This window comes from Streptomyces sp. NPDC054794 (genome assembly GCF_053611585.1).
Genome location: NZ_JBSHAQ010000065.1, coordinates 19,433 through 39,021, shown reverse-complemented (window position 1 = coordinate 39,021; position 19,589 = coordinate 19,433). Strand labels below are relative to the sequence as shown.

Below are 19,589 nucleotides of genomic sequence, written 5' to 3'. Positions count from 1 at the left end.
GCGGCTCCGGTTGGCGGCGCGGGCACGCTCCCGCGCGCCGCCACCGGTTCGACCCACGCTCGACAAGGACCCCGTCGCCCGGGCTCTCGTCGTCCCCTCGCGGCGAATCGCTGACCTCCAGCGTGATCAGACGGCCACGGGGCGTCAACACCGGTACGGCGATTTATGAATTACATCCCTTTTGCGGACGAAGCGCACGGGTGCACACCCGGCGCACCCCGCCGCATCGCCCTACACGGCTTCGAACGCCAGCCCGTCGAATGCGGAGATCCCGCCCCCGTACGCCGCCGCCGTGCTCTCGGCGCGCTGCGTACAACGGTCGAGCTCGCACCAGATGCGCTTGCCCCCGCCCTCGGGGCTCCAGCCCCAGCGGTCGGCGAGGCCGTCGACGAGGGCAAGTCCGCGGCCGCCGGTCGCGTTGCCGTCCACACAGCGCGGCACGGGGGCGCGGGTGCTGGTGTCGGTCACTTCGAGGCGCACGGTGGCCGCCTCGCCGTCCGACCCCGGCAGGCACAGCCGCAGCACGGCCGGGCGGCCGGTGTGCACCACGGCGTTGGTGACCAGTTCGGAGACGAGCAGGATCAGCGTCTCGGCCAGCGGCTCGTCGTCCGCTATCCCGGACCCGGCGAGACGCGAGCGGGCCCACCGCCTGGCCCGCCCCACCTCCGCGGGGTCGGGCCGGATCTCCAGCTGCACTTGAAGCACCTGCACCGCTCACACCATCCGAACCGGCGGACACATGACCCGACGCCGTGCGTACGTCACGACGGGAGTCGCGACGAGCAGCACGACGGGGGCCACGATCGTAGCCATTTTCTGCATGGCCAGAACAACGGCCAGAGCAAGGGTCACGGACCGTGATTCCCTTACGAGACAGCATGGTTGACGTACAGTCACCCCAACAAGCGCTTCGGGCATATTCCAGCGCGAAGGAGTACGCGTGCGGCATACTGTGCGACGCTCGTGTCGGGGAGTCGAACAGGTGGCGGCACAAGCCCTTACCGCCCTGCGAGCAGCGGCGCGCACCGCCGCACACGGGGCCGCCCCTGGGGCAACACCGGCATGGCTCGTGCTCGGAACCACTCGCATCTCACAGAAGGTACCGGAGCGAGTCGTCGACTCCAGGCCGTGACGAGTCACGCGTTGGACACAACCCGGTATCAACGCTCAGTGAATCCGGTATGCCACGATCCGCGACATCATGTACATCCGGACAAGAACTCCGCAGACCAGCGGGGGTTCGGGCGCGTCAGCCGACCAGATCGACGGCGAGCGACTCCTCACTCTCCGTGACACCCCCGCCACGTTGGGCGCGCACCCAGGCCCGTTTGAGGTGCAGATGCACCTCGACCTCCCAGGTGAAGCCCATGCCGCCGTGGACCTGGAGGCAGTCGCGGGCGCCGCGTACGGCGGCCTCGTCGGCGAGCAGCCGGGCCGCCGCGATGTCCGCCGGGTCGGCGGTGACGGCGGCCGCGTAGACCGCCGCACGGGCCGTCTCGGCCCGCACCAGCATGTCCGCGCACAGGTGTTTGACCGCCTGGAACGCCCCGATCGGCTGCCCGAACTGCTCACGCGTCCGCGCGTGTCCCACGGCGAGCTCGCACACGCGCGTGGCGGTACCGAGCTGTTCGGCGGCGGTCAGGAGTACGGCGACGGGATCGGGGGCCGCCACGGCGGCGCCGGGCGTGTCCGGGCCTACCCGGTGCAGCGGCGTCAGCGGATCCACCGATCGCAGGGGTACGGCCGCGGAGGCGTCCCCGCGCACGACGTCGGCCTGCGTCAGCCACTCCACCAGGGAGCCGTCCACGGCGGTGACGACCGCCTCTCCGGTGTCCGCTCCGGGGACGGTCCCGGCCGCGAGATGCGTGGCGATCAGGGGGCCCGGCAGCAGGGCCCGGCCGGTCTCCTCGAAGGCCAGCACCGCCTCGGGCAGTCCGAGCCCGACCCCGCCCTCCGCCTCCGGCAGCCGCAGCGCGAACAGGCCCGCCGCGCCGAGCTCGCGCCACAGCGCACGGTCCGGGCCCGGCGAGGCGACGGCGGCCCGCAGCGCGTCCGCGCCGAAGCGGCGCGCCAGCAGCTGCCGTACGCCGTCGCGCAACGCCCGCTGGTCCTCGGTCAGTTGGAAGCGCATGCGACAGGTCACCGGCCCTTCGGCAGTCCCAGGATCCGCTCGGCCACGATGTTGCGCTGGATCTGCGAGGTGCCGGCGGCGATGGTGTACGAGAGCGAGGAGAGCCGGTCGAGGACCCAGGTCCGGTCGAGGTCGAGCGAGTCCGCGCCCAGCACCTCGGCCGCCGTGTCGTACAACTCCTGGCGCGCGTGCGAGTACCTCAGCTTGAAGACCGAGCCCCCGACGCCCGGCACTCCGCCGCCCGCCTCCGCCTCGCTGACGTTCCACTGCGTCAGCCGCCACAGCGCGCGGAACTCGGCGTTCAGCCGCCCGAGCCGGCGGCGCAGCACCGGATCGTCCCAGCGGCCGTTCCTGCGGGCCTGACGGGCCAGTTCACCCAGGACGCGGCGGCAGGCGACGACCTCGCCGACGAAGGCCGTGCCACGCTCGAAGGACAGGGTCACCATGGTCACCCGCCAGCCGTCGTTCTCCGCGCCGACCCGGTTGGCCACGGGCACCCGCACCTCGTCCAGGAACACCTCGGCGAACTCCGCCGACCCGGCGAGGGTGCGCAGCGGCCGTACGGTGATGCCCGGCGCGTCCATGGGCATGGCCAGCCAGGTGATGCCCCGGTGTTTCGGCGCCGAGGGGTCGGTGCGCACCAGCAGTTCGCACCAGTCGGCGACCTCGGCGTGCGAGGTCCAGATCTTGGATCCGCTCACCACGTAGGCGTCGCCGTCGTGCCACGCGCGCGTGCGCAGCGAAGCGAGGTCGGATCCGGCGTCCGGTTCGCTGAAGCCCTGGCACCACACCTCGTCGCCGCGCAGGACGGGCGGCAGCCAGCGCGAGCGCTGCTGCGGCGTCCCCTCGGCGGCGATCGTCGGTCCGGCGTGCAGCAGCCCGACGAAGTTGGCCCCCACGTAGGGCGCGCCCGCCTTCTCGGTCTCCTCCAGGAAGATCAGGTGCTGGGTCGGGGTGGCCCCGCGGCCGCCCGCGTCGACGGGCCAGTGCAGGCCCGCGTACCCGGCGTCGTACAGCATCCGCTGCCAGCCGGCGTCGTAGGCGCGGCGGGCCGGCCAGTCGTCGGGGGAGGGTCTGGGCGGCAGGGTGGGCAGCGCCTTCGCCAGCCACTCCCGCAGCCGCGCCCGGAAGTCCTCCTCCTCGGGCGTGTACGACAGGTCCATGGCCGCCCCGCTGTCTGATGGAGTGTCAGATCTGCTTTCCGCCCAGCAGGCTAGCCCCGCACCTCTGGACCGACAAGGCGGCGGGCCCTACGCTCTGCGCACGATCTGACGAACCGTCAGCTGTAGGGGGCCCACGCAGATGAACGCCACCGCACACGAACTCGGCACCGCCCGCACCCTGTGGGAGCTGGTCGCCCGCCGCGCCGAACTCACCCCCCACCGCCCGGTGTTCCTCCAGGACGACCGCACCCTGAGCTTCGGCGAGCTGCACGACCGCGCCGAGCGCGTGGCGGCGGGCCTGTACGGCATGGGCGTACGCCCCGGCACGGTCGTCGCCTGGCAGCTGCCCACCCGCATCGAGACGGCCCTGCTGTCCTTCGCGCTGGCCCGCCTGGGCGCCGTACAGTCCCCGGTCATCCCCTTCTACCGGGACCGGGAGGTCGGCTTCGCGCTCAGTCAGTCGCAGGCCGCGTACTTCGCCGTACCGGGCACCTGGCGGGGCTTCGACCACACGCGGATGGCGCGGCGGCTGGGGGCCAAGGGGGTCTTCGAGGCGTACGACGACCTGCCCGACGGCGATCCGGGCGTGCTCCCCGACCCGCCCGCCGAGGGCACCTCCGTCCGCTGGATCTACTGGACCTCGGGGACCACCTCGGACCCCAAGGGCGTGCTGCACACCGACCGTTCGCTCATCGCGGGCGGCTCCTGCCTCGCGCACGCCCTGCACCTGTCGTCCGAGGACGTCGGCTCGATGGCCTTCCCGTACGCGCACATAGCGGGCCCCGACTACACGGTGATGCTCCTGCTGTACGGCTTCCCGGCGGTGCTGTTCGAGCAGTTCGCGATGCCGGACGCGCTGGAGGGGTACCGCCGGCACGGGGTGACCGTGGCGGGCGGCTCGACGGCGTTCTACTCGATGTTCCTCGCCGAGCAGCGCAAGCGGCCGGACCGGAAGGTGATCCCGACCCTGCGGCTGCTCGCGGGCGGCGGGGCGCCCAAGCCGCCGGAGGTCTATCACTCGGTCGTGCGCGACATGGGCGTGCAGCTCACCCACGGGTACGGCATGACGGAGGTGCCGATGATCACGATGGGATCGCCGGACGACTCGGCCGAGAACCTCGCGACGACCGAGGGGCGGCCGCCGAAGGGCATGGAGATCCGGATCGTGGACGGGGAGGTGCGGCTGCGCGGGGAGGCCGTCTGCCAGGGGTATCTCGATCCGGCGCAGACGAAGGAGGCCTTCGACGCGGAGGGCTTCCTGCGCACCGGGGACCTGGGGCGGCTGACCGCCGGCGGGCACCTGGTGCTCACCGGGCGGCTCAAGGACGTGATCATCCGCAAGGGCGAGAACGTCTCGGCGAAGGAGATCGAGGACCTGCTGCACCGGCACCCGGACGTCGGCGACGTGGCCGTGATCGGGCTGCCGGACGCCGAGCGCGGGGAGCGGGTGTGCGCGGTGGTGGAACAGCCGCCGGGGGCCGCCGTGCTGACCCTTGCGGCGGTGACCGCCCATCTGCGCGCGGAAGGGCTGTCGGTGCACAAGCTGCCGGAGCAGCTGGAGCTGGTCGACGCCCTCCCGCGCAACGAGACCCTGCGCAAGGTGCTGAAGTACAAGCTGCGCGAACGCTATTCGGGCACGGTGAAATAACGGGCGAAAGCGGGCACGATCTCCGCCTCCCCCACCTTGCCGTCACCGTCGGGGTCCAGTGTGGCGGCGACCGTCGCGGCGATGTCCTCGGGCACCCCGAGCGCCCTCAGCACGCGCTCGGTGTCCGTGACGGCGACCATGCCGTCCGGGCCCGCCATGAGGTCCAGGGTCGCGTGCAGGAAGGGGCGGGCGATCTCGCCGAACCGCTCGGGGTTGTCGCGCAGCCGCTTGACCGCGCCGGTGACGAACTCCTCGCGGGTGATGCGCTGGTCGCCGTCCCGGTCCGCTATGCCGGCCATGCCCTGCCAGAACGCCTCGGCGCCGGCGTACAGGGCCTGCCCCTTGGCGGACCGGGCCGCCGCGTTGAACTCGGCGAGCAGCGCCTTGGCCGCCGCGTTGAAGTCCTCCCGGTCGATCCAGCCGTTGCCGTCCTGGTCGAAGGTGGCGAACCGGGCGGCGATCCTGCGCTCGTACTCGGTGCTGACCATGTCTGTTCGGGCCGCCTTACCTCACGTGGGCGTACATCTGGCACGGAGCGTACGACGCCGAGGCCGGTCCGGGAGCGGGAAAACGACGCTTGTGCCAAGACCGGGGGAATTCCGGGACAACAGTGTCACGCGGAGAGCGGGTCGGGTTCGTCCGCCACCGCGCTGTCGATGTCGGGGTACACGTCGAACAGACGCCGTACGCCGAGCGCGCCGAGCACCCGGTTGACGTGCGAGCCCTCGCTGGCGCCGCGGGCCGGCAGGATCAGCCGCAGCCGGCCCTGGCAGGAGCGGATCAGCCGACGGGCCGCGATGAGCACGCCGACGCCGCTGGAGTCGCAGAAGAACACGTCGGACAGGTCGACGACCAGGTCGTGACTGCCCTCCGCGACCGCGTCGTGCACCCGCTGACGCAGTGCGGGCGAGGTCACGAGATCCAATTCCCCCGAGACCCGCAGCACGGCCCACTCGCCCTGTTCCACGCAGGTCACCTTGAATGCCACGGCCACGCCCTCCGCTCGCCACAATTGCGGAACCACCCGGAAACGGAGGCAGTTCCTACGCTTCTTTCCGCGCGGCTGCCCACCGGCCGTTCCCTGAAACACGAGACAAGAAACAAAAGCCGATCACCAAAGGTCTTGTTTCGGTCACTTCCGATCGTGTTCGATCGGGGGGAATCGGAGTGGGAGTGACCCGGATGGGTAGGCGCGGCGGCAGGCGAGACAGGGGTCACCGGCCTCTACCACCGGCCGACCGCCGGGGGGCGCACATTGCCACAAAGGGGCGTGCGTCATCGGAAGTGCCGACTACATTCGAGGAGACGGTGGATACACGCTGGACACGGGCACGGGGAGGGGGCCTCATGACGCAGAAGGACGCACCACCCCGCTGGGACCGCAAGATGCAGCAGCGGCTCGCCCGCGGCGAGGCGGCCGCCCTCGGCGAACTCTACGACCGGTTCGCCTCGCTCGTGCACGGCCTCGCCCATCGCGTCCTCGGCGACGAACGCGCCGCCGACGGCATCACCCGTGAGGTCTTCGCGCACGTGTGGGAACACCCGGACGCCTACGACCCCAAGCAGGGCCCCCTGCGCTCCTGGGTCGCCGCGCTCACCCACCGGCTCGCCGTGCAGCGGCTGCGCGCCACCGAGACCGCCGCGCTCTCCCTGGACGAGAGCGGCCCCGGCTCCGCCGAGGAACTGGAGCGCAAGGTGCGCCACGCCTCGGTCGCCGCCCGCGCCGACTACATCGTCCACTCCATGCCCACCCCGCTGCGCGCCGCCCTCGAACTGGCCTACTTCCAGCGCCGCGACTACCGCCAGACCGCCGCCGACCTCGGCGTCACCGAGGACGAGGCCCGCCGTCGGCTCCGCCTCGGCCTGCAACTCCTGTCCACCGCCCACGACACCGGGGCACCGCCCGGATACGGGGGTGCGGTGTGAACGGACCGGGAGGCTTCGAGGCGTACGACGGACACGCGGGGTTCGAGGGGCGGTACGTGAGCGGATTCGAGGGGCCGAAAGAGACCGCCGAATTCGACGGGCAGGACGGCACCGGCGGGTTCGGCGATTCCGGCGAGTTCGACGATTCCGAGGGCTTTGACAACTCCGGGGACTCCGGCGGCTTCGGGGACTCCGACGGGTTCGGCGACTCCGAGGGCTTTGACAACTCCCGTGACACCGGCGGCCATGGCGACTCCGGCCGGTTCGGCGACTCCGACGGCTTTGACAACTCCCGTGACACCGGCGGCCATGGCGACTCCGGCCGGTTCGGCGACTCCGATGACTTCGGCGAGTCCGCGGACTTCGGGGATTTCGGCGGGCCCGACGAGCCCGTGGCGGGGAACGGCCGTGGCGGGGACCGCGAGCGGCCGCCCCGCATACCGATGCCCCGGGCCTCCGTCGAGGACAGCGGGCTGCCGCTGCCCTCGCTCGACGACCTCCCGCCCGTCCCGCTGGTCCTGCCGCACGACGTCCTGAAGTCGCTCCTCGGGGCGTGGGCACTGGCCGCCTGCTCGGCCGCGGAGACGGCGGCCGTCGAGGAGCACCTCGGCACCTGCGGCGCCTGCGCAGAGGAGGCGCTGCGGCTGCGCGAGGCGGTCGGCCTGCTGCACCAGCCGGAGAGCCTCGACCTGGATCCGACGCTGCGCACCCGCGTCCTGGACGGCTGCCTTGACCGGCGGCCGCCACGCATCCCGGTGCCCGGGTGGGCTGCCCCGTACGACGCCGAGTCGGCGCGTCTGGACGCGCTGCTGCAGGACTTCGGGGACGCCGAGTGGCACGCCCCGGTGCGGCTGCGCTGGTTCGAGGGCAACGGCACGATGAGCCGCCGTACGACCGTCGCCGGGGTGATCGCGCACCTGCTGTCGGTCGACGGGCTGGTCGCGGTGGCGCTCGGCCTGGAGGACCCGCTCGGCGATCCGGAGGCCGAGGGCGCACGGGGACCGGCCGCGCGCACCGAGGCGTTCTGGCGGGCCTCGCGCTTCCCGCCGACGCGCTCCGTGCGGGTGCCGTGGCGGGAGCAGAGCCACCACCTCGTACGGACCGTGTCCTTCACCGGCGGCAGCACCGGCGCCCTGGCCGTCCCGTACGGCGACTTCACTCTGCCGCTGCACGACGCGATGCTGGACCGGGCCTTCGAGTGCTGGGTGCACGCGGAGGACATCGCGGAGGCGGTGGACTACCCGTACGAGCCGCCCGCGCCGCGCCATCTGAACCGCATGATCGACCTGGCCGCCCGGATGCTGCCGGCCGTGCTCGCGGCGCGGCGGCGCGCGGGACTCGCCGCGCCCGGTGCCGCCCGCCATCTCGTCCCGGCCGGCACTCCGGGCCGTACCCTGCGCCTGGAGATCGAGGGTTCGGGCGGCGGCGAGTGGCTCATCCCGCTCGACTCGCCCGGCGCGGCCGGCTCCGCCGACCACGAGGTCGCCCATGTGGCCCTGGACGGCGTGGAGTTCTGCCGCCTGGCCGCGGGCCACGTCTCCCCGCAGGAGGCCGCGGCCGGACAGGTGGGCGACCGGGAGGCGATCAGGGACGTCCTGTTCGCGGCGGCGTCACTGAGCCGGATGTAGTCACCCGAGCCGAAGAGCAGTCACCGCGGCGGACGCGGGGTCCGCCGCGCAGGACGGCTCTAGGCGAAGATCACCGTCCGGCGCCCGTTGAGCAGGATCCGGCGCTCCGCGTGCCACTTCACGGCCCGCGCCAGCGCCTGGCACTCCACGTCACGGCCGATGGCGACCAGTTGGTCCGGGGTCACGTCGTGGCCGACGCGCGCGACCTCCTGCTCGATGATCGGGCCCTCGTCGAGGTCGGCGGTCACGTAGTGGGCCGTGGCGCCGATCAGCTTCACACCACGGGCGTGCGCCTGGTGGTACGGCTTCGCGCCCTTGAAGCTCGGCAGGAACGAGTGGTGGATGTTGATGATCCGTCCGCTGAGCTCCTTGCACAGGTCGTCGGAGAGGACCTGCATGTAGCGGGCGAGGACGACCAACTCGACGCCCTCCGTGCGCACGATCTCCAAGAGCCGCGCCTCGGCCTCCGGCTTGTTGTCCCTCGTCACCGGAATGTGGTGGAAGGGGATGTTGTAGGAGCCCACCAGCTCGGCGAATTCGGTGTGGTTCGACACCACTGCCGCGATCTCGACCGGCAGCGCGCCGATACGGGCCCGGAACAGCAGGTCGTTCAGGCAGTGGCCGAACTTGCTGACCATCAGGACGATGCGCATCTTCTCGTCGGCCTCGTTGATCTGCCAGTCCATCTGGAAGGAGTCACCGATCGCCGCGAAGCTCGCCCGCAGCTTCTCCACCGTCACCGGCGCCTCCGCAGAGAAGTGGACGCGCATGAAGAACAGACCCGTGTCGTGATCGCCGAACTGCTGACTGTCCTCGATGTTGCAGCCGGTCATGAACAGATAGCTCGACACAGCGTGCACGATGCCCATCTTGTCCGGGCAGGACAGGGTGATGACGTACTGGTCGGCGAGGGTCGCCGTGGCTCGGCTGGGCTGCTCGTTCATGCAGCACAGGGTCCCACAAACGGGCCCTGTCCGGATTGTCGTCCCGTCACGCGGACCGGGTGAGTATCCGGAGCACCTCCAGCGTGCGCGGCGGCGCGTCCGGGTCCTCCCCGTCGGCCGCCGACAGCCGTACGTGCGCGTCCCGCGCCGCCCGCACCGCCTCCGGCCACGCGTGATGGTCGAGGTACGCCTGTACCGGCGCGTCGGGGCCGACCTGGTGCATGATCCGCAGCACCCGCAGCACGGCGGTGTCGACGAGCGCCGCTTCCTGCGAGTCGCGGAAGATCGTGCCGACGTACTTCTCGGCCGACCAGTTGTCCAGCCAGGTGTCCTCGACCAGGCGGTACACGGCGTCGGTGAAGTCGCCGTATCCCTCGACGCCGGCCAGCCAGACGTCTCTTTGGAACACCGGATCGGAGAGCATGTGCAGCGCGGAGCGCACATTGCTGCGCCAGCGCCACCACGGCATGTCGTTCAGTGGCATGCCGCCCATGGTGGACGAGCGACGGCCCCGACGGGAAGAGTTCTCCGAACCTTGCACGGTCACCGATCGTACGTTCTCCGCCCAGGGAGGAGCATCGGCCCCCGTAATTCACCTTGGAGTCACCATCCGTTGACCGAAGGTCACTCCAAGGTTGGCTGTGTGACGGAATCGTGCGTGTCCATGACTGGCAGGCGACGCTTCCCCAGCACCATCTTCTCCACCCTCACCCGTCCCGTCAGGCGAGCCACCGCGCTGTCCGCCGGGGCCCTGGTGGCATGTGCGTCGCTGACCACCGGATGCGGGGTCATCCCCGGTGCCACGGGGGGCTCCGGGGATGACCCGATCAAGGTCATGACCTGGGCGCCGGAGGACACCAGCGCCACCAACAAGCCGGGCATGCCCGCCATGGCCCTGGCCTACGCCCGCTGGATCAACGCCCACGGCGGCATCGCCGGACGCAAGCTCAAGGTCCTGACCTGCAACGACCACAACGACAGCGTGTACGCGGCGAAGTGCGCCCGGCGTGCGGTGGACGAGAACGTGGTCGCGGTCGTCGGCTCCTACAGCCAGTTCGGCGACTCCTACCTGGCCCCGCTGGAGAGCGAGGGCATCGCCTACATCGGCGGGTACGGCGTCACGAACTCCGAGTTCACCAGCATCGTGTCCTACCCGGTCAACGGCGGCCAGCCCTCGCTCCTGGCCGGCCTCGGCACGGCCCTCGCCGGCAGCTGCGGCCCCGTCTCGCTGATACGTCCCGACAGCATCGCCGGCGACGAGCTGGCCCCGCTGCTCGACTCGGGGCTGAAGGCGGGCGGCCACACGGTGGCCGACGACCAGCTCGCGGCCGAGGACGCCACCGAGTACACCACCCCGTCGGAGCAGGCCCTGTCGTCCGCCACCAAGGACCCGGCGCGCAAGGGCTGCGTGGTGCCCGCGCTCGGGGACCGCACGGACACGTTCATGGACTCCTTCCGGCGCGCCCGCGAGGGCTACCCCGCCGTGCGGACCGCGACCGTGCTGGGCAGCGTCGACCAGTCGGTGATCAACGCGACGGGCGGTGCGCACGGGCCGTACGAGGGCGCGTACATCACCGGCTGGTACCCGGTGAGCTCGGACCACCGCTGGGACCGGATGAAGAAGGTCATCAACGAGGAGGCCTTCGGCGACAACCGCATCGACCCCGCGGACGCCGGTGTGCAGACCACGTGGATCGCCTACACCGTCCTGAAGGCCGTCCTGGAGAAGATCGGCAGCGGTGAGGTGAGCGCGGCCAACGTGCGGCACACCCTCGACGACGGGCTCAAGGTCGGCACGGGCGGCCTCACGCCGACCCTCGAATGGCAGCCCTACCGGGGCAGGCTCTCCGCCGTCGGTTTCGCCCGGCTGGTCAACGCCGACGTGACCCTCCAGGTCGTACGGCAGGGCCAGCTGGTGGCGGCCAAGAACGGCGGCGTCATCAACGTGACCAAGACGCTGGCGAACGCCGACATCGGCTGACGACGGCCGAGGCCTGCCCGGCGTGATCCGCCGGACAGGCCTCGGGGTGCGTCTTCAGATCGCCTGGCTCACAGCTGGGTCGGCTGGCGCTGGGTCAGGCCGTACTTCTGCGCGATCACGTTCCACAGGCCGGCCGCCTTGGCCTTCTCGGCGCTGGCGACACCGCTCGCCCGGTTGCCGGCCTGGGTCTGGCCGGTGCCGCGGGCCTGGCCCTTGCGGCAACCGCGCTTGCCGCCGCCCACCTGGTCGGCCCAGGCCGCGTAGTGGTTGTCGGCCGACGCGGACGCCTGCCAGGCCTTGGTGAGCGCGGCGGTCAGCTCGGCGTTGCTCGGCAGTTTGTCGACCGACAGCTTCGACAGCTGGGTCACCAGGCCGCTGCGCTGCTTGGCCGCGTCCCGCAGGTTCGAGGCGGCGGTGTCCAGGTTGTCGCACGCCTTCACATCGGCCACGGCCTTGATCACCGACGCGCGGCTGCTGCCGCTGCTGGCGAGCAGCTTGTCCAGCGCGACGGCCTGCTCCTTGGCCGGGTCGGCCGCGGCGGAGGCGGAGCCCTCGGTCGCGGGGGCCGAGGCGGCGACGGTCTTGTTCTTGTCGCCGCCCTTGTCGCCGTCACCGCCGCCGAGCAGCGCGCCCGCGCACACACCGACGACGATGAGGCCGACGCCGATGGCCGCGATCACCGGGACGCGCGAGCCGGTGCGCCGGCCGCGACCGCTGCCGCCGCCGTCGTCGTACGAGTCGTGCGGGGAGTACGAGGGTCCGCCGTACGAGGGCGGCTGCTCCTGAACGCGGGGCAGCTGCTGGGTGGACCCGGCCGGGCCCTCGCCGGCGGCGCTGCGGAACAGGTTGTCGAACTCGGAGGGCGGCTGCCGGTCGCCGCCGTACGACGCCGCCACCGGGGCGATGTACTGCGTCGCGTCGGCATCGGAGTGGCCCCCGGGCTGCGGCTGCACGGGCTGCCCGAGGAACCGCGTCTCCTGGTCGGTGCCCTGGCCCGGGTACGCGCCGGGACCCACCGGGGGTATGTACTGCGTGGCGCCCTCGTCGACACCGCCGGGAGCGGGGCCGGCCGCGGGGACCGGCGGGATGTACTGGGTGGCGCCCTCGACGGCGGGAGCGGCCGGGATCGGGGCTATGTACTGGGTCGCGCCCTCGTCGGCAGGAGGCAGCGGAGCGCTCTGCACGCCCGGGCCGCCGTGCACCGCGGGCGGCAGGGGGGCGCTCACGGACCCATGACCGCTCTGCCCGTACTGCTGCTGGTGCGGGTCGGTGCCGTACTGCGGCTGCGGGGCGCCGGAGCCGTAGGCCGCGTTCTGCACGCCGTGGTCGGCCGAGCCGTAGGCCTGGCCGCCGTACGTGGCGGGCGCGCCCTCCGGGGGCAGCGGGCCGGGGCCGGACGCGGCGGGGGCGGACTGGGGGTTCCAGTCGCCGGGCTGCTGTTCCTGGGTGGCCCACTGCTGGGCCGCCGCCGGGGGCCAGCCCTGGTCGGGCTGGTGGGGCTGCGGCTGGTCGGGACCCCACGGCCGGCCCCAGGCCTGGCCACCGGTGGGGGCTGCCGCCGGGGTCTGGCCGGTCGGGGCGGCCGGCACCTGGGCGGGTCCGCCCGTCATGCCCGGCAGCACGGGCTCGCCGCCGTCGGAGGGCAGCACAATGCCTTCGCGCGGGGGCTCGCCCTGTCCACTCTGCGTCACCGGGACTCCTACGAATGGGGGACCTTCGGAATCGTCGGCTCACGCTACCGGGTCCCCCGAGCCGGGTGCCACGCAGCTCAGGGCGCGATCTTGGTGCCTGTGACCGCTGTAACACAACCGCCCCGCGGTGCGCTGTTAACGTCACCTCCCGCAGACCGACAGGCGGTTTGCCGCCCGTTCACGCATCCGCGGGGCATGTGTTCACGCGGCTTGCTGCAGGTCCAGCCGCGCCCCGAACTCCCTGACCACCGGCTCGTCGCGGAACGGCTCCAGCCGCTGCTGGAAGTCCTCCAGGTATTCGGCGCCCCGGTCGGACCGCAGCGTCTCCAGCAGCTCGACCGCCTTCATACCGGTGTGGCAGGCATGTTCGATCTCACGCTGCTGCACCTGGGCCGTGGCGAGCAGCACATAGCCGATCGCGCGCCGGCGCGCCCGCGTCTCGGGATGCCCGGCCAGGGACTGCTCCGCGCACCGCGCCGCCGCCTCCGCCTGCCCGAGGTCCCGGTGGCAGTGCGCCAGCTCGTCGGCGAGGTAGGCCTCGTCGAAGTGCGCGATCCAGGCCGGGTCGTCCCCGGAGGCCGCGTCGGCGGACTCCATGGCCGTGACCGCCCGGCCGGACGCCGCCTGGGCCGCCCGCGCGTCCCCCAGCAGCGCGTGGCCGCGGGCCTCCGCCGCGTGGAACATGGCCTCCGCGCGCGGGGTCACGCGCCCCCGCGCCCCCTCCTGCGCCGCACGGGCCAACTGCGCGATCTCCCGCGGGTTTCCGAGCTGTGCGGCGAGGTGGCTCATGGACGCGGCGAGCACATAGCCGCCGTACCCGCGATCGCCCGCCGCCTGCGCCAGGCGCAGGGACTGGATGTAGTAGCGCTGGGCGAGCCCCGGCTGGCCGGTGTCGACCGCCATGTACCCGGCCAGCTCGGTCAGCCGCGCCACCGCCGAGAACAGGTCCCGGCCGACCGCCTCCCGGTAGGAGCCGGCGAGCAGCCCGGAGACGACGCTGTTGAGGTAGTGCACGACGACCGGGCGCACATGCCCGCTGCCGTACTGGTGGTCGAGGTCGGTCAGCGCCTGCGTCATCGCGCGCACCGCCGCCACGTCGGACAGCCCCACACGCGGCCCTGCCTGGCGCGCCACCTGCTGGTCCGGCGCCGAGATCAGCCAGTCGCGGCTCGGTTCCACCAGCGCGGACGCGGCGACGGACGAGCCGGACAGGAAGTCCCGGCGGCCCACGTCGCTGCGCCACAGCTCGCAGACCTGCTCGATGGCCCCCAGTACAGTCGGCGAGAACTGGAGACCCACGCCCGAGGCGAGGTTCTTGCCGTTGGCCATCCCGATCTCGTCGATCGTGACCGTGCGGCCCAGCTTGCGGCCCAGTGCCTCGGCGATGATCGCCGGCGCCCGGCCCCGCGGCTGCTGGCCGCGCAGCCAGCGGGCCACGGACGTCTTGTCGTAGCGCAGGTCGAGACCGTGCTCGGCGCCGCACATGTTGACCCGGCGGGCGAGCCCGGCGTTCGAGCACCCCGCCTCCTGGATGAGCGCCTGCAGCCGTTCGTTCGGCTGCCGCGCCACGAGAGGCCTTGCGGCCATGGCATAACCCCCTGCGAACCCCTGGAGCGAAAAGTTCCGGCCGTGAAGATCACTGCCCCGCGGACGTACCGAAAATGCGAGGCATGCGAGGATTGCCGGGGTAAAGGCGGTTGCCAACCCCACTCCTGGCTACCCAGCACACGCCCCGGTTCCTCCTGCGCGCCCCCAGACGTGCACCCATGCGCCCCAGTTGAGGAACCGATGCTCCTCCCCCGCGCGCGTTACCCCCGTAACTCCAGGTGGGTGCGGGAGTTGTGTTGTGCGTGGAAGAGACGATCGTGGGTCCCGAGACCGCCCAGATTCCGAAGCAGCGCGGGGAATCGCTGCTGGAGACCGCCGTACGGTACGCCGAGGAACGCCACTGGGACGTGTTCCCGGGCACCTGGCTGGAAGCCCACGACGGGGTGCAGTACTGCTGCTGCGGTAACACCGGGTGCCCCGCGCCGGGCGCGCACCCCAGGCACGCGGACTGGGCGGCGCAGACCACCGGCAGTGCGACCGTCGCGCGCCGGTTGTGGCAGACGCAGCCCACGTCGTCGATCCTCCTGCCGACCGGACGCACCTTCGACAGCCTGTCGGTCCCGGAGAGCGCCGGGTTCCTCGCGCTGGCCCGGATGGAGCGCATGGAGCTGTCCCTGGGCCCGGTGACGCTCTCCCCGGACCGGCGCATGCACTTCTTCGTGCTGCCGGGCGGGTCGGTGAAGGTGCCCGACCTGGTGCGCAAGCTCGGCTGGGCGCTGGGGTCGCTGGATCTGCTCGCGCTCGGCGAGGGCAGCTACGTCGCCGCTCCCCCGACCCGCTTCGGCTCCAGCGGCGCCGTCCAGTGGGCCTGCCGCCCCACCCCGGCCAACCGATGGCTGCCCGACGCCGAGGAGTTGATCTCGTCGCTCGCCTACGCCTGCGGGCGGGACCGGTAGCGGACCGGCAGCCGTTCGCCTTCCTGTGCGCCCCCCGTGTCGCTGTGCGGCCGTGGGGCCGTCGCCGTTTGTCGAGGTTCCTCGCGCCCTTTCCGGTCGGCGGCGGCGCCGTAGGGTTTCACCATGACGGACGCAGCAGTGGTGGAAACGGCGGCAGCGGTTCGGGTGCGGGGGCTCTGGAAGCGGTTCGGGCAGCAGGTTGCCGTCGCCGGGATCGATCTGGACCTGCCGGCGGGGAAGTTCATCGGGCTGGTGGGACCCAACGGGGCCGGCAAGACCACCACCCTCTCCATGGTGACCGGGCTGCTCAGACCCGATCAGGGGTCCGTCGAGGTCGTGGGGCACGACGTGTGGCGGGACCCGGTGGCGGTCAAGGCGCGGATCGGTGTCCTGCCCGAGGGACTGCGGCTGTTCGAGCGGCTGTCGGGACGGGAACTGCTCGGCTACTGCGGCCGGTTGCGCGGGCTGCCCGGCGGCGAGGTGGACAAGCGGGCCACGCAACTGCTGGAGGTGCTGGATCTGGCCGGGGCCCAGCACAAGCTCGTCGTCGACTACTCGACCGGTATGCGCAAGAAGATCGGGCTCGCGGCCGCTCTCCTCCACAACCCCGAAGTCCTCTTCCTCGACGAGCCGTTCGAGGGCGTCGACCCGGTGTCCGCACAGACCATCCGGGGCGTCCTGGAGCGGTACACGGCCTCCGGCGCCACCGTGGTCTTCTCCTCCCACGTCATGGAACTCGTCGAGTCGCTGTGCGACTGGGTGGCCGTACTGGCCGCGGGACGCATCCGGGCGACCGGCACCCTGGCCGAGGTGCGCGGCGACCATCCCACCCTCCAGGGGGCGTTCCTGGAGCTCGTCGGCGCGCGGGGGCGCGACGCCGCGTCGAATCTGGACTGGCTGGGCGGCGGGGCCGCCCGATGACGGGCCTCACCTCCACCGTCGTACGGCTGAAGCTGTCGCTGCTGCGCAACGGGCTGCGGCAGTCGGGCGGCCGGCGGGCCGCGTTCGTGGCGTCGGCCGTCGTCGCGCTGCTGTTCGCCGCGCTGCAACTGCTCGGATTGCTGGCCCTGCGCGGACATGCGCACGCCGATGCCGTCGCCCTCCTCGGGACGACCGTGCTGGCGCTCGGCTGGGCGGTGATGCCGCTGTTCTTCCCGAGCGGTGACGAGACCCTCGACCCGACCCGCCTGGTGATGCTGCCGCTGCGGCCCCGGCCCCTGGTGGGGGCCCTGCTGGCGGCCTCGCTGGTCGGGATCGGGCCGCTGTTCACGCTGCTCCTGCTGGTGGGCTGCGTCCTGTCCGTGGCGCACGGGGCGGCGGCGTACGTCACCGGCGCCGTCGCCGTCGCCCTCGCGCTGCTGGTCTGCGTGGCCCTCGCGCGGGCCGTGGCCACCGCCAACGTGCGGCTGCTGACCAGCCGCAAGGGACGCGACCTGGCCGTGCTCAGCGGGCTGGTCATCGCGGTCGGGGCGCAGCTGGTCAACTTCGGCGCGCAGCGCCTGGGTTCGGCCGGGCTGGGTCAGCTCGCGCCGGTGGCGGACGTGCTGCGCTGGCTGCCGCCCGCGTCGGCGGTGGGCGCGGTGCGCTCGGTGAGCGAAGGGTCCTACGGCACGGCCACAGCCCAACTGCTTTTGTCCGTGGCCGCGTTGGCGCTGCTGGTCGGGGGGTGGGCGGGCAGCCTGACCCGGCTGATGACCTCGCCCGACGGTTCCACCTTGCAGGCGGCCGACCCCGGCGCCCGGGAACGCCCGTCGAGCGGGCTCGACCGGCTGCTGCCCACGGGTCGCACGGGTACGGTCATGGAGCGCAGCCTGCGCTACATCTGGCGCGATCCCAAGACCAAGGCCGCCTGGGTGACCTCGCTCGCCATCGGCCTGATCGTGCCGGTGTTCAACGCGCTGCAGGGCACCGGCTCGATCTACTTCGCGTGCTTCGCCGCCGGGATGCTCGGCATCCAGATGTACAACCAGTTCGGCCAGGACACCTCCGCCTTCTGGCTGGTGGCGACGTCGATCTCGTCGCCGCGGGACGCGTACGCCGAGTTGCGCGGCCGGGCGCTGGCCCTGCTGGTGATCACCCTGCCGTACGCCACGCTCGTGACCGTGCTGACCACGGCGATGCTGGGCGACTGGGCCCGGCTGCCCGAGGTCCTCGGGCTGTCCTTCGCGCTGCTCGGGGCGATGCTGGCGACCGGCGCGTGGACGTCGGCCCGCTTCCCGTACTCCATCCCGCAGGAGGGTCACAAGAACGTGGCGCCCGGCCAGGCGGGTCTCGCCTGGATCTCCATCTTCGGCGGCATGGTCGCGGCGGCCCTGGTCTGCGCCCCCGTCATAGCGCTGACCATCTGGCTGAACGTGAGCGCGGACGGGGACGCGTGGACGTGGCTGCTGCTGCCGGTGGGGGCGGTGTACGGGGCCGTGGTCACCGGGACCGGGCTACGACTGGCGGCTCCGCGCACGGCGCGGTACCTGCCGGAGATCCTGACGGCGGTGAGCAAGGGCTGACGGGCGGGGCCGACGCGCGGGGCCCGCAACGGCCTGAAGGGGCGCGGGGAACTGCGCGAACGCCCCCACACGACCCGCACCCGCCACTGAGCAGCACCCCCCGAGCTCATGGACGCCCGGCAATCACCCCGCCAGGACCCGATCGAGGAACGGCTCGATGGCCCCCCGCCAAGCCTCCGGCTGGTCGTAGTGCACCAGGTGGCCCGCGTCCGCGACCTCCGCGTACTCGCCGAGGGGCAGCACCCGGACCATCTCCTGGGCCTCGGCCCGCCCGAGCTCCCCGTCGAGGCCGCGCACGACCAGGGCGGGGCACCTCACCTGGGTGAGCTCCTCCCAGTGGGCGTCGTACACCCAGGTCTCGCGGGACTTGAGCATCTGCTCGGGTTCGAAGACGGGGCGCCAGCCGTCGGAGGACTCGTGCATGACCTCGGCGTAGAACTCGCCGCGGGCCGGGTTCGGGCGCTCCACCCAGGGGTCGTCCTCGCCGAACCACTTGCGCACGTCGGCGAGGGTGGCGAAGGGGACGGGCCAGGACTTGAACCAGTTGGCCCACTCGCGTTGCGAGGCCGCGCCGAGCGCGGAGGCCCGCATGTCGCAGATGATCAGACCGCACACCAGGTCCGGGCGCTTGGCGGCGAGCTGCCAGGCGGTCAGCGCGCCCATGGCGTGGCCGATGAGGACGGCCGGGGCGAGATTGAGCTGTTCGAGTGCCGCCTCGGCGTCCTCGACGTAGGCCTCGCGGGTGAACGCGGCCTGTGGGGGCTTCTCGCTCTGTCCGTGGCCCCGCTGGTCCAGTGCGACCGCGCGGTGGCGCTCGGAGAGCCGGCGGGCGGTGGACGCCCAGTGCGAGGCGCGGCCCATCAGGCCGTGCAGTAACAGCACGCCGGGCTCCCCCGGGCCCGGTCCGGCCTCCACCGGGTCCGTCTTGGGAGGGTCGGCGAATTCCCAGGCGGCGAGGCGTACGCCACCGGTTCCCCTCACGTCGATGCGCCGTGCCATGGGCCTGGCACCCCCCTAGCTCCGCTCGGACCGTACCGCTGCTGTGCCGTCGTACCGCTGCGTTGCCGTTGTTGGCGACCCCAGATTATCGAATACCCATTCGAAAAATCTGTCCGGGCCAACAACACCCCTCGTACGAGTGACCCTCCACGAGGCATGATCGCCGCCGCCGAGGGGAGTTCTTCAGCGGGAGGCGGACCGCTCGGGGAAATCGGTCCGAGGGGAATGACCCTGAGAGCTCGGGGCTCCGGGTCAGCACAGGGGAGGACTGGCCCCGGCGCTCATCGGCGCCGGGGCCATACCCATGCCTGCGGCACATCCTCCCCGCCCCCCTCAGGTCATATGCGCTCTCGCGACAGCCTTGCACGCGAAGCGTCGAAGCGCTGCGATTCGGTTCACTGAATCTTGGCATCGACGCGTTCGACAGCGCACCACAACTGCCCCTGCCGCAGCGGGAGTTGGCCCATTTT

The 19,589-nt window shown here is 72.2% G+C and carries 17 protein-coding genes; 7 read left to right on the top strand and 10 right to left on the bottom strand.

Annotation, left to right across the window (positions count from 1 at the left end; translation table 11 throughout):
- Positions 1-231 precede the first annotated feature (231 nt).
- The 3 genes from ACWGKT_RS41860 to ACWGKT_RS41850 all read right to left on the bottom strand — a co-directional run bounded on the left by ACWGKT_RS41860 (position 232) and on the right by ACWGKT_RS41850 (position 3,294).
- Positions 232-696 (bottom strand): ATP-binding protein, encoded by a 465-nt coding sequence (locus ACWGKT_RS41860; RefSeq protein ID WP_235457698.1) that lies wholly within the window; start codon positions 694-696, stop codon positions 232-234.
- A 553-nt stretch (positions 697-1,249) separates the two neighbouring features.
- Positions 1,250-2,131, bottom strand: coding sequence for an acyl-CoA dehydrogenase family protein (locus ACWGKT_RS41855; protein WP_453277807.1), 882 nt, complete (start codon positions 2,129-2,131; stop codon positions 1,250-1,252).
- 8 nt (positions 2,132-2,139) lie between these two features.
- Positions 2,140-3,294, bottom strand: coding sequence for an acyl-CoA dehydrogenase (locus tag ACWGKT_RS41850; protein ID WP_453277806.1), 1,155 nt, complete (start codon positions 3,292-3,294; stop codon positions 2,140-2,142).
- A gap of 139 nt (positions 3,295-3,433) precedes the next feature.
- Between ACWGKT_RS41850 and ACWGKT_RS41845 the strand changes: the two genes are divergently transcribed.
- A complete protein-coding gene (locus tag ACWGKT_RS41845; protein ID WP_453277805.1) occupies positions 3,434-4,942 on the top strand; it encodes a class I adenylate-forming enzyme family protein in 1,509 nt (502 codons plus the stop codon).
- On the opposite strand, the gene ACWGKT_RS41840 is transcribed toward ACWGKT_RS41845, so the two are convergent.
- On the bottom strand, positions 4,921-5,430 hold the full coding sequence (locus ACWGKT_RS41840) for an EF-hand domain-containing protein (protein ID WP_453277804.1): 510 nt from the start codon (positions 5,428-5,430) through the stop codon (positions 4,921-4,923). The genes ACWGKT_RS41845 and ACWGKT_RS41840 overlap by 22 nt on opposite strands.
- A gap of 125 nt (positions 5,431-5,555) precedes the next feature.
- Complete coding sequence (locus ACWGKT_RS41835; RefSeq protein WP_235457672.1) at positions 5,556-5,936, bottom strand: STAS domain-containing protein; 381 nt, start codon at positions 5,934-5,936, stop codon at positions 5,556-5,558.
- Between the two features lie 353 nt (positions 5,937-6,289).
- Between ACWGKT_RS41835 and ACWGKT_RS41830 the strand changes: the two genes are divergently transcribed.
- Together ACWGKT_RS41830 and ACWGKT_RS41825 are read left to right on the top strand one after the other, a co-directional pair.
- Positions 6,290-6,868 (top strand): sigma-70 family RNA polymerase sigma factor, encoded by a 579-nt coding sequence (locus tag ACWGKT_RS41830; protein WP_356151341.1) that lies wholly within the window; start codon positions 6,290-6,292, stop codon positions 6,866-6,868.
- A complete protein-coding gene (locus tag ACWGKT_RS41825) occupies positions 6,865-8,496 on the top strand; it encodes a zf-HC2 domain-containing protein (RefSeq protein WP_453277803.1) in 1,632 nt (543 codons plus the stop codon). Before ACWGKT_RS41830 ends, ACWGKT_RS41825 begins: the two co-directional genes overlap by 4 nt.
- Before the next feature lie 59 nt (positions 8,497-8,555).
- On the opposite strand, the gene purU is transcribed toward ACWGKT_RS41825, so the two are convergent.
- Together purU and ACWGKT_RS41815 are read right to left on the bottom strand one after the other, a co-directional pair.
- Positions 8,556-9,440, bottom strand: coding sequence for a formyltetrahydrofolate deformylase (gene purU / locus ACWGKT_RS41820; RefSeq protein ID WP_453277802.1), 885 nt, complete (start codon positions 9,438-9,440; stop codon positions 8,556-8,558).
- A gap of 46 nt (positions 9,441-9,486) precedes the next feature.
- Complete coding sequence (locus tag ACWGKT_RS41815) at positions 9,487-9,987, bottom strand: SCO4402 family protein (RefSeq protein ID WP_453277801.1); 501 nt, start codon at positions 9,985-9,987, stop codon at positions 9,487-9,489.
- A gap of 117 nt (positions 9,988-10,104) precedes the next feature.
- Between ACWGKT_RS41815 and ACWGKT_RS41810 the strand changes: the two genes are divergently transcribed.
- The gene (locus tag ACWGKT_RS41810; RefSeq protein WP_453277800.1) at positions 10,105-11,421 is read left to right on the top strand and encodes an ABC transporter substrate-binding protein; all 1,317 of its coding nucleotides are present in this window, start codon (positions 10,105-10,107) and stop codon (positions 11,419-11,421) included.
- A gap of 68 nt (positions 11,422-11,489) precedes the next feature.
- Here ACWGKT_RS41810 and ACWGKT_RS41805 read toward each other — a convergent pair whose 3' ends face one another.
- Both ACWGKT_RS41805 and ACWGKT_RS41800 read right to left on the bottom strand, forming a co-directional pair.
- The gene (locus ACWGKT_RS41805) at positions 11,490-13,112 is read right to left on the bottom strand and encodes a hypothetical protein (protein ID WP_453277799.1); all 1,623 of its coding nucleotides are present in this window, start codon (positions 13,110-13,112) and stop codon (positions 11,490-11,492) included.
- A 201-nt stretch (positions 13,113-13,313) separates the two neighbouring features.
- Positions 13,314-14,699: a transcriptional regulator gene (locus tag ACWGKT_RS41800; protein WP_453277798.1), complete on the bottom strand. Its 1,386-nt coding sequence runs from the start codon at positions 14,697-14,699 to the stop codon at positions 13,314-13,316.
- Positions 14,700-14,953: 254 nt separating this feature from the next.
- On the opposite strand from ACWGKT_RS41800, the gene ACWGKT_RS41795 reads away from it, so the two are divergent.
- The 3 genes from ACWGKT_RS41795 (at position 14,954) to ACWGKT_RS41785 (ending at position 18,120) form a co-directional block, all read left to right on the top strand.
- The gene (locus ACWGKT_RS41795; RefSeq protein ID WP_453277797.1) at positions 14,954-15,616 is read left to right on the top strand and encodes a bifunctional DNA primase/polymerase; all 663 of its coding nucleotides are present in this window, start codon (positions 14,954-14,956) and stop codon (positions 15,614-15,616) included.
- A 123-nt stretch (positions 15,617-15,739) separates the two neighbouring features.
- Complete coding sequence (locus tag ACWGKT_RS41790) at positions 15,740-16,537, top strand: ABC transporter ATP-binding protein (RefSeq protein ID WP_356151353.1); 798 nt, start codon at positions 15,740-15,742, stop codon at positions 16,535-16,537.
- Positions 16,534-18,120: a transporter gene (locus ACWGKT_RS41785; RefSeq protein ID WP_453277796.1), complete on the top strand. Its 1,587-nt coding sequence runs from the start codon at positions 16,534-16,536 to the stop codon at positions 18,118-18,120. The genes ACWGKT_RS41790 and ACWGKT_RS41785 overlap by 4 nt, the downstream gene beginning before the upstream one ends.
- A gap of 123 nt (positions 18,121-18,243) precedes the next feature.
- On the opposite strand, the gene ACWGKT_RS41780 is transcribed toward ACWGKT_RS41785, so the two are convergent.
- Entirely contained in the window at positions 18,244-19,119 is an 876-nt protein-coding gene (locus ACWGKT_RS41780; RefSeq protein ID WP_356151357.1) for an alpha/beta fold hydrolase, read from the bottom strand.
- Between the last annotated feature and the right edge of the window lie 470 nt (positions 19,120-19,589).

Bases quoted from the DNA above. Each gene is read 5' to 3' on its own strand.
- ACWGKT_RS41855 (WP_453277807.1), bottom strand. From the start codon at position 2,131: ATGCGCTTCCAACTGACCGAGGACCAGCGGGCGTTGCGCGACGGCGTA.
- ACWGKT_RS41850 (WP_453277806.1), bottom strand. From the start codon at position 3,294: ATGGACCTGTCGTACACGCCCGAGGAGGAGGACTTCCGGGCGCGGCTG.
- ACWGKT_RS41845 (WP_453277805.1), top strand. From the start codon at position 3,434: ATGAACGCCACCGCACACGAACTCGGCACCGCCCGCACCCTGTGGGAG.
- ACWGKT_RS41840 (WP_453277804.1), bottom strand. From the start codon at position 5,430: ATGGTCAGCACCGAGTACGAGCGCAGGATCGCCGCCCGGTTCGCCACC.
- ACWGKT_RS41830 (WP_356151341.1), top strand. From the start codon at position 6,290: ATGACGCAGAAGGACGCACCACCCCGCTGGGACCGCAAGATGCAGCAG.
- purU (WP_453277802.1), bottom strand. From the start codon at position 9,440: ATGAACGAGCAGCCCAGCCGAGCCACGGCGACCCTCGCCGACCAGTAC.
- ACWGKT_RS41810 (WP_453277800.1), top strand. From the start codon at position 10,105: ATGACTGGCAGGCGACGCTTCCCCAGCACCATCTTCTCCACCCTCACC.
- ACWGKT_RS41800 (WP_453277798.1), bottom strand. From the start codon at position 14,699: ATGGCCGCAAGGCCTCTCGTGGCGCGGCAGCCGAACGAACGGCTGCAG.
- ACWGKT_RS41790 (WP_356151353.1), top strand. From the start codon at position 15,740: ATGACGGACGCAGCAGTGGTGGAAACGGCGGCAGCGGTTCGGGTGCGG.
- ACWGKT_RS41785 (WP_453277796.1), top strand. From the start codon at position 16,534: ATGACGGGCCTCACCTCCACCGTCGTACGGCTGAAGCTGTCGCTGCTG.
- ACWGKT_RS41780 (WP_356151357.1), bottom strand. From the start codon at position 19,119: ATGGCACGGCGCATCGACGTGAGGGGAACCGGTGGCGTACGCCTCGCC.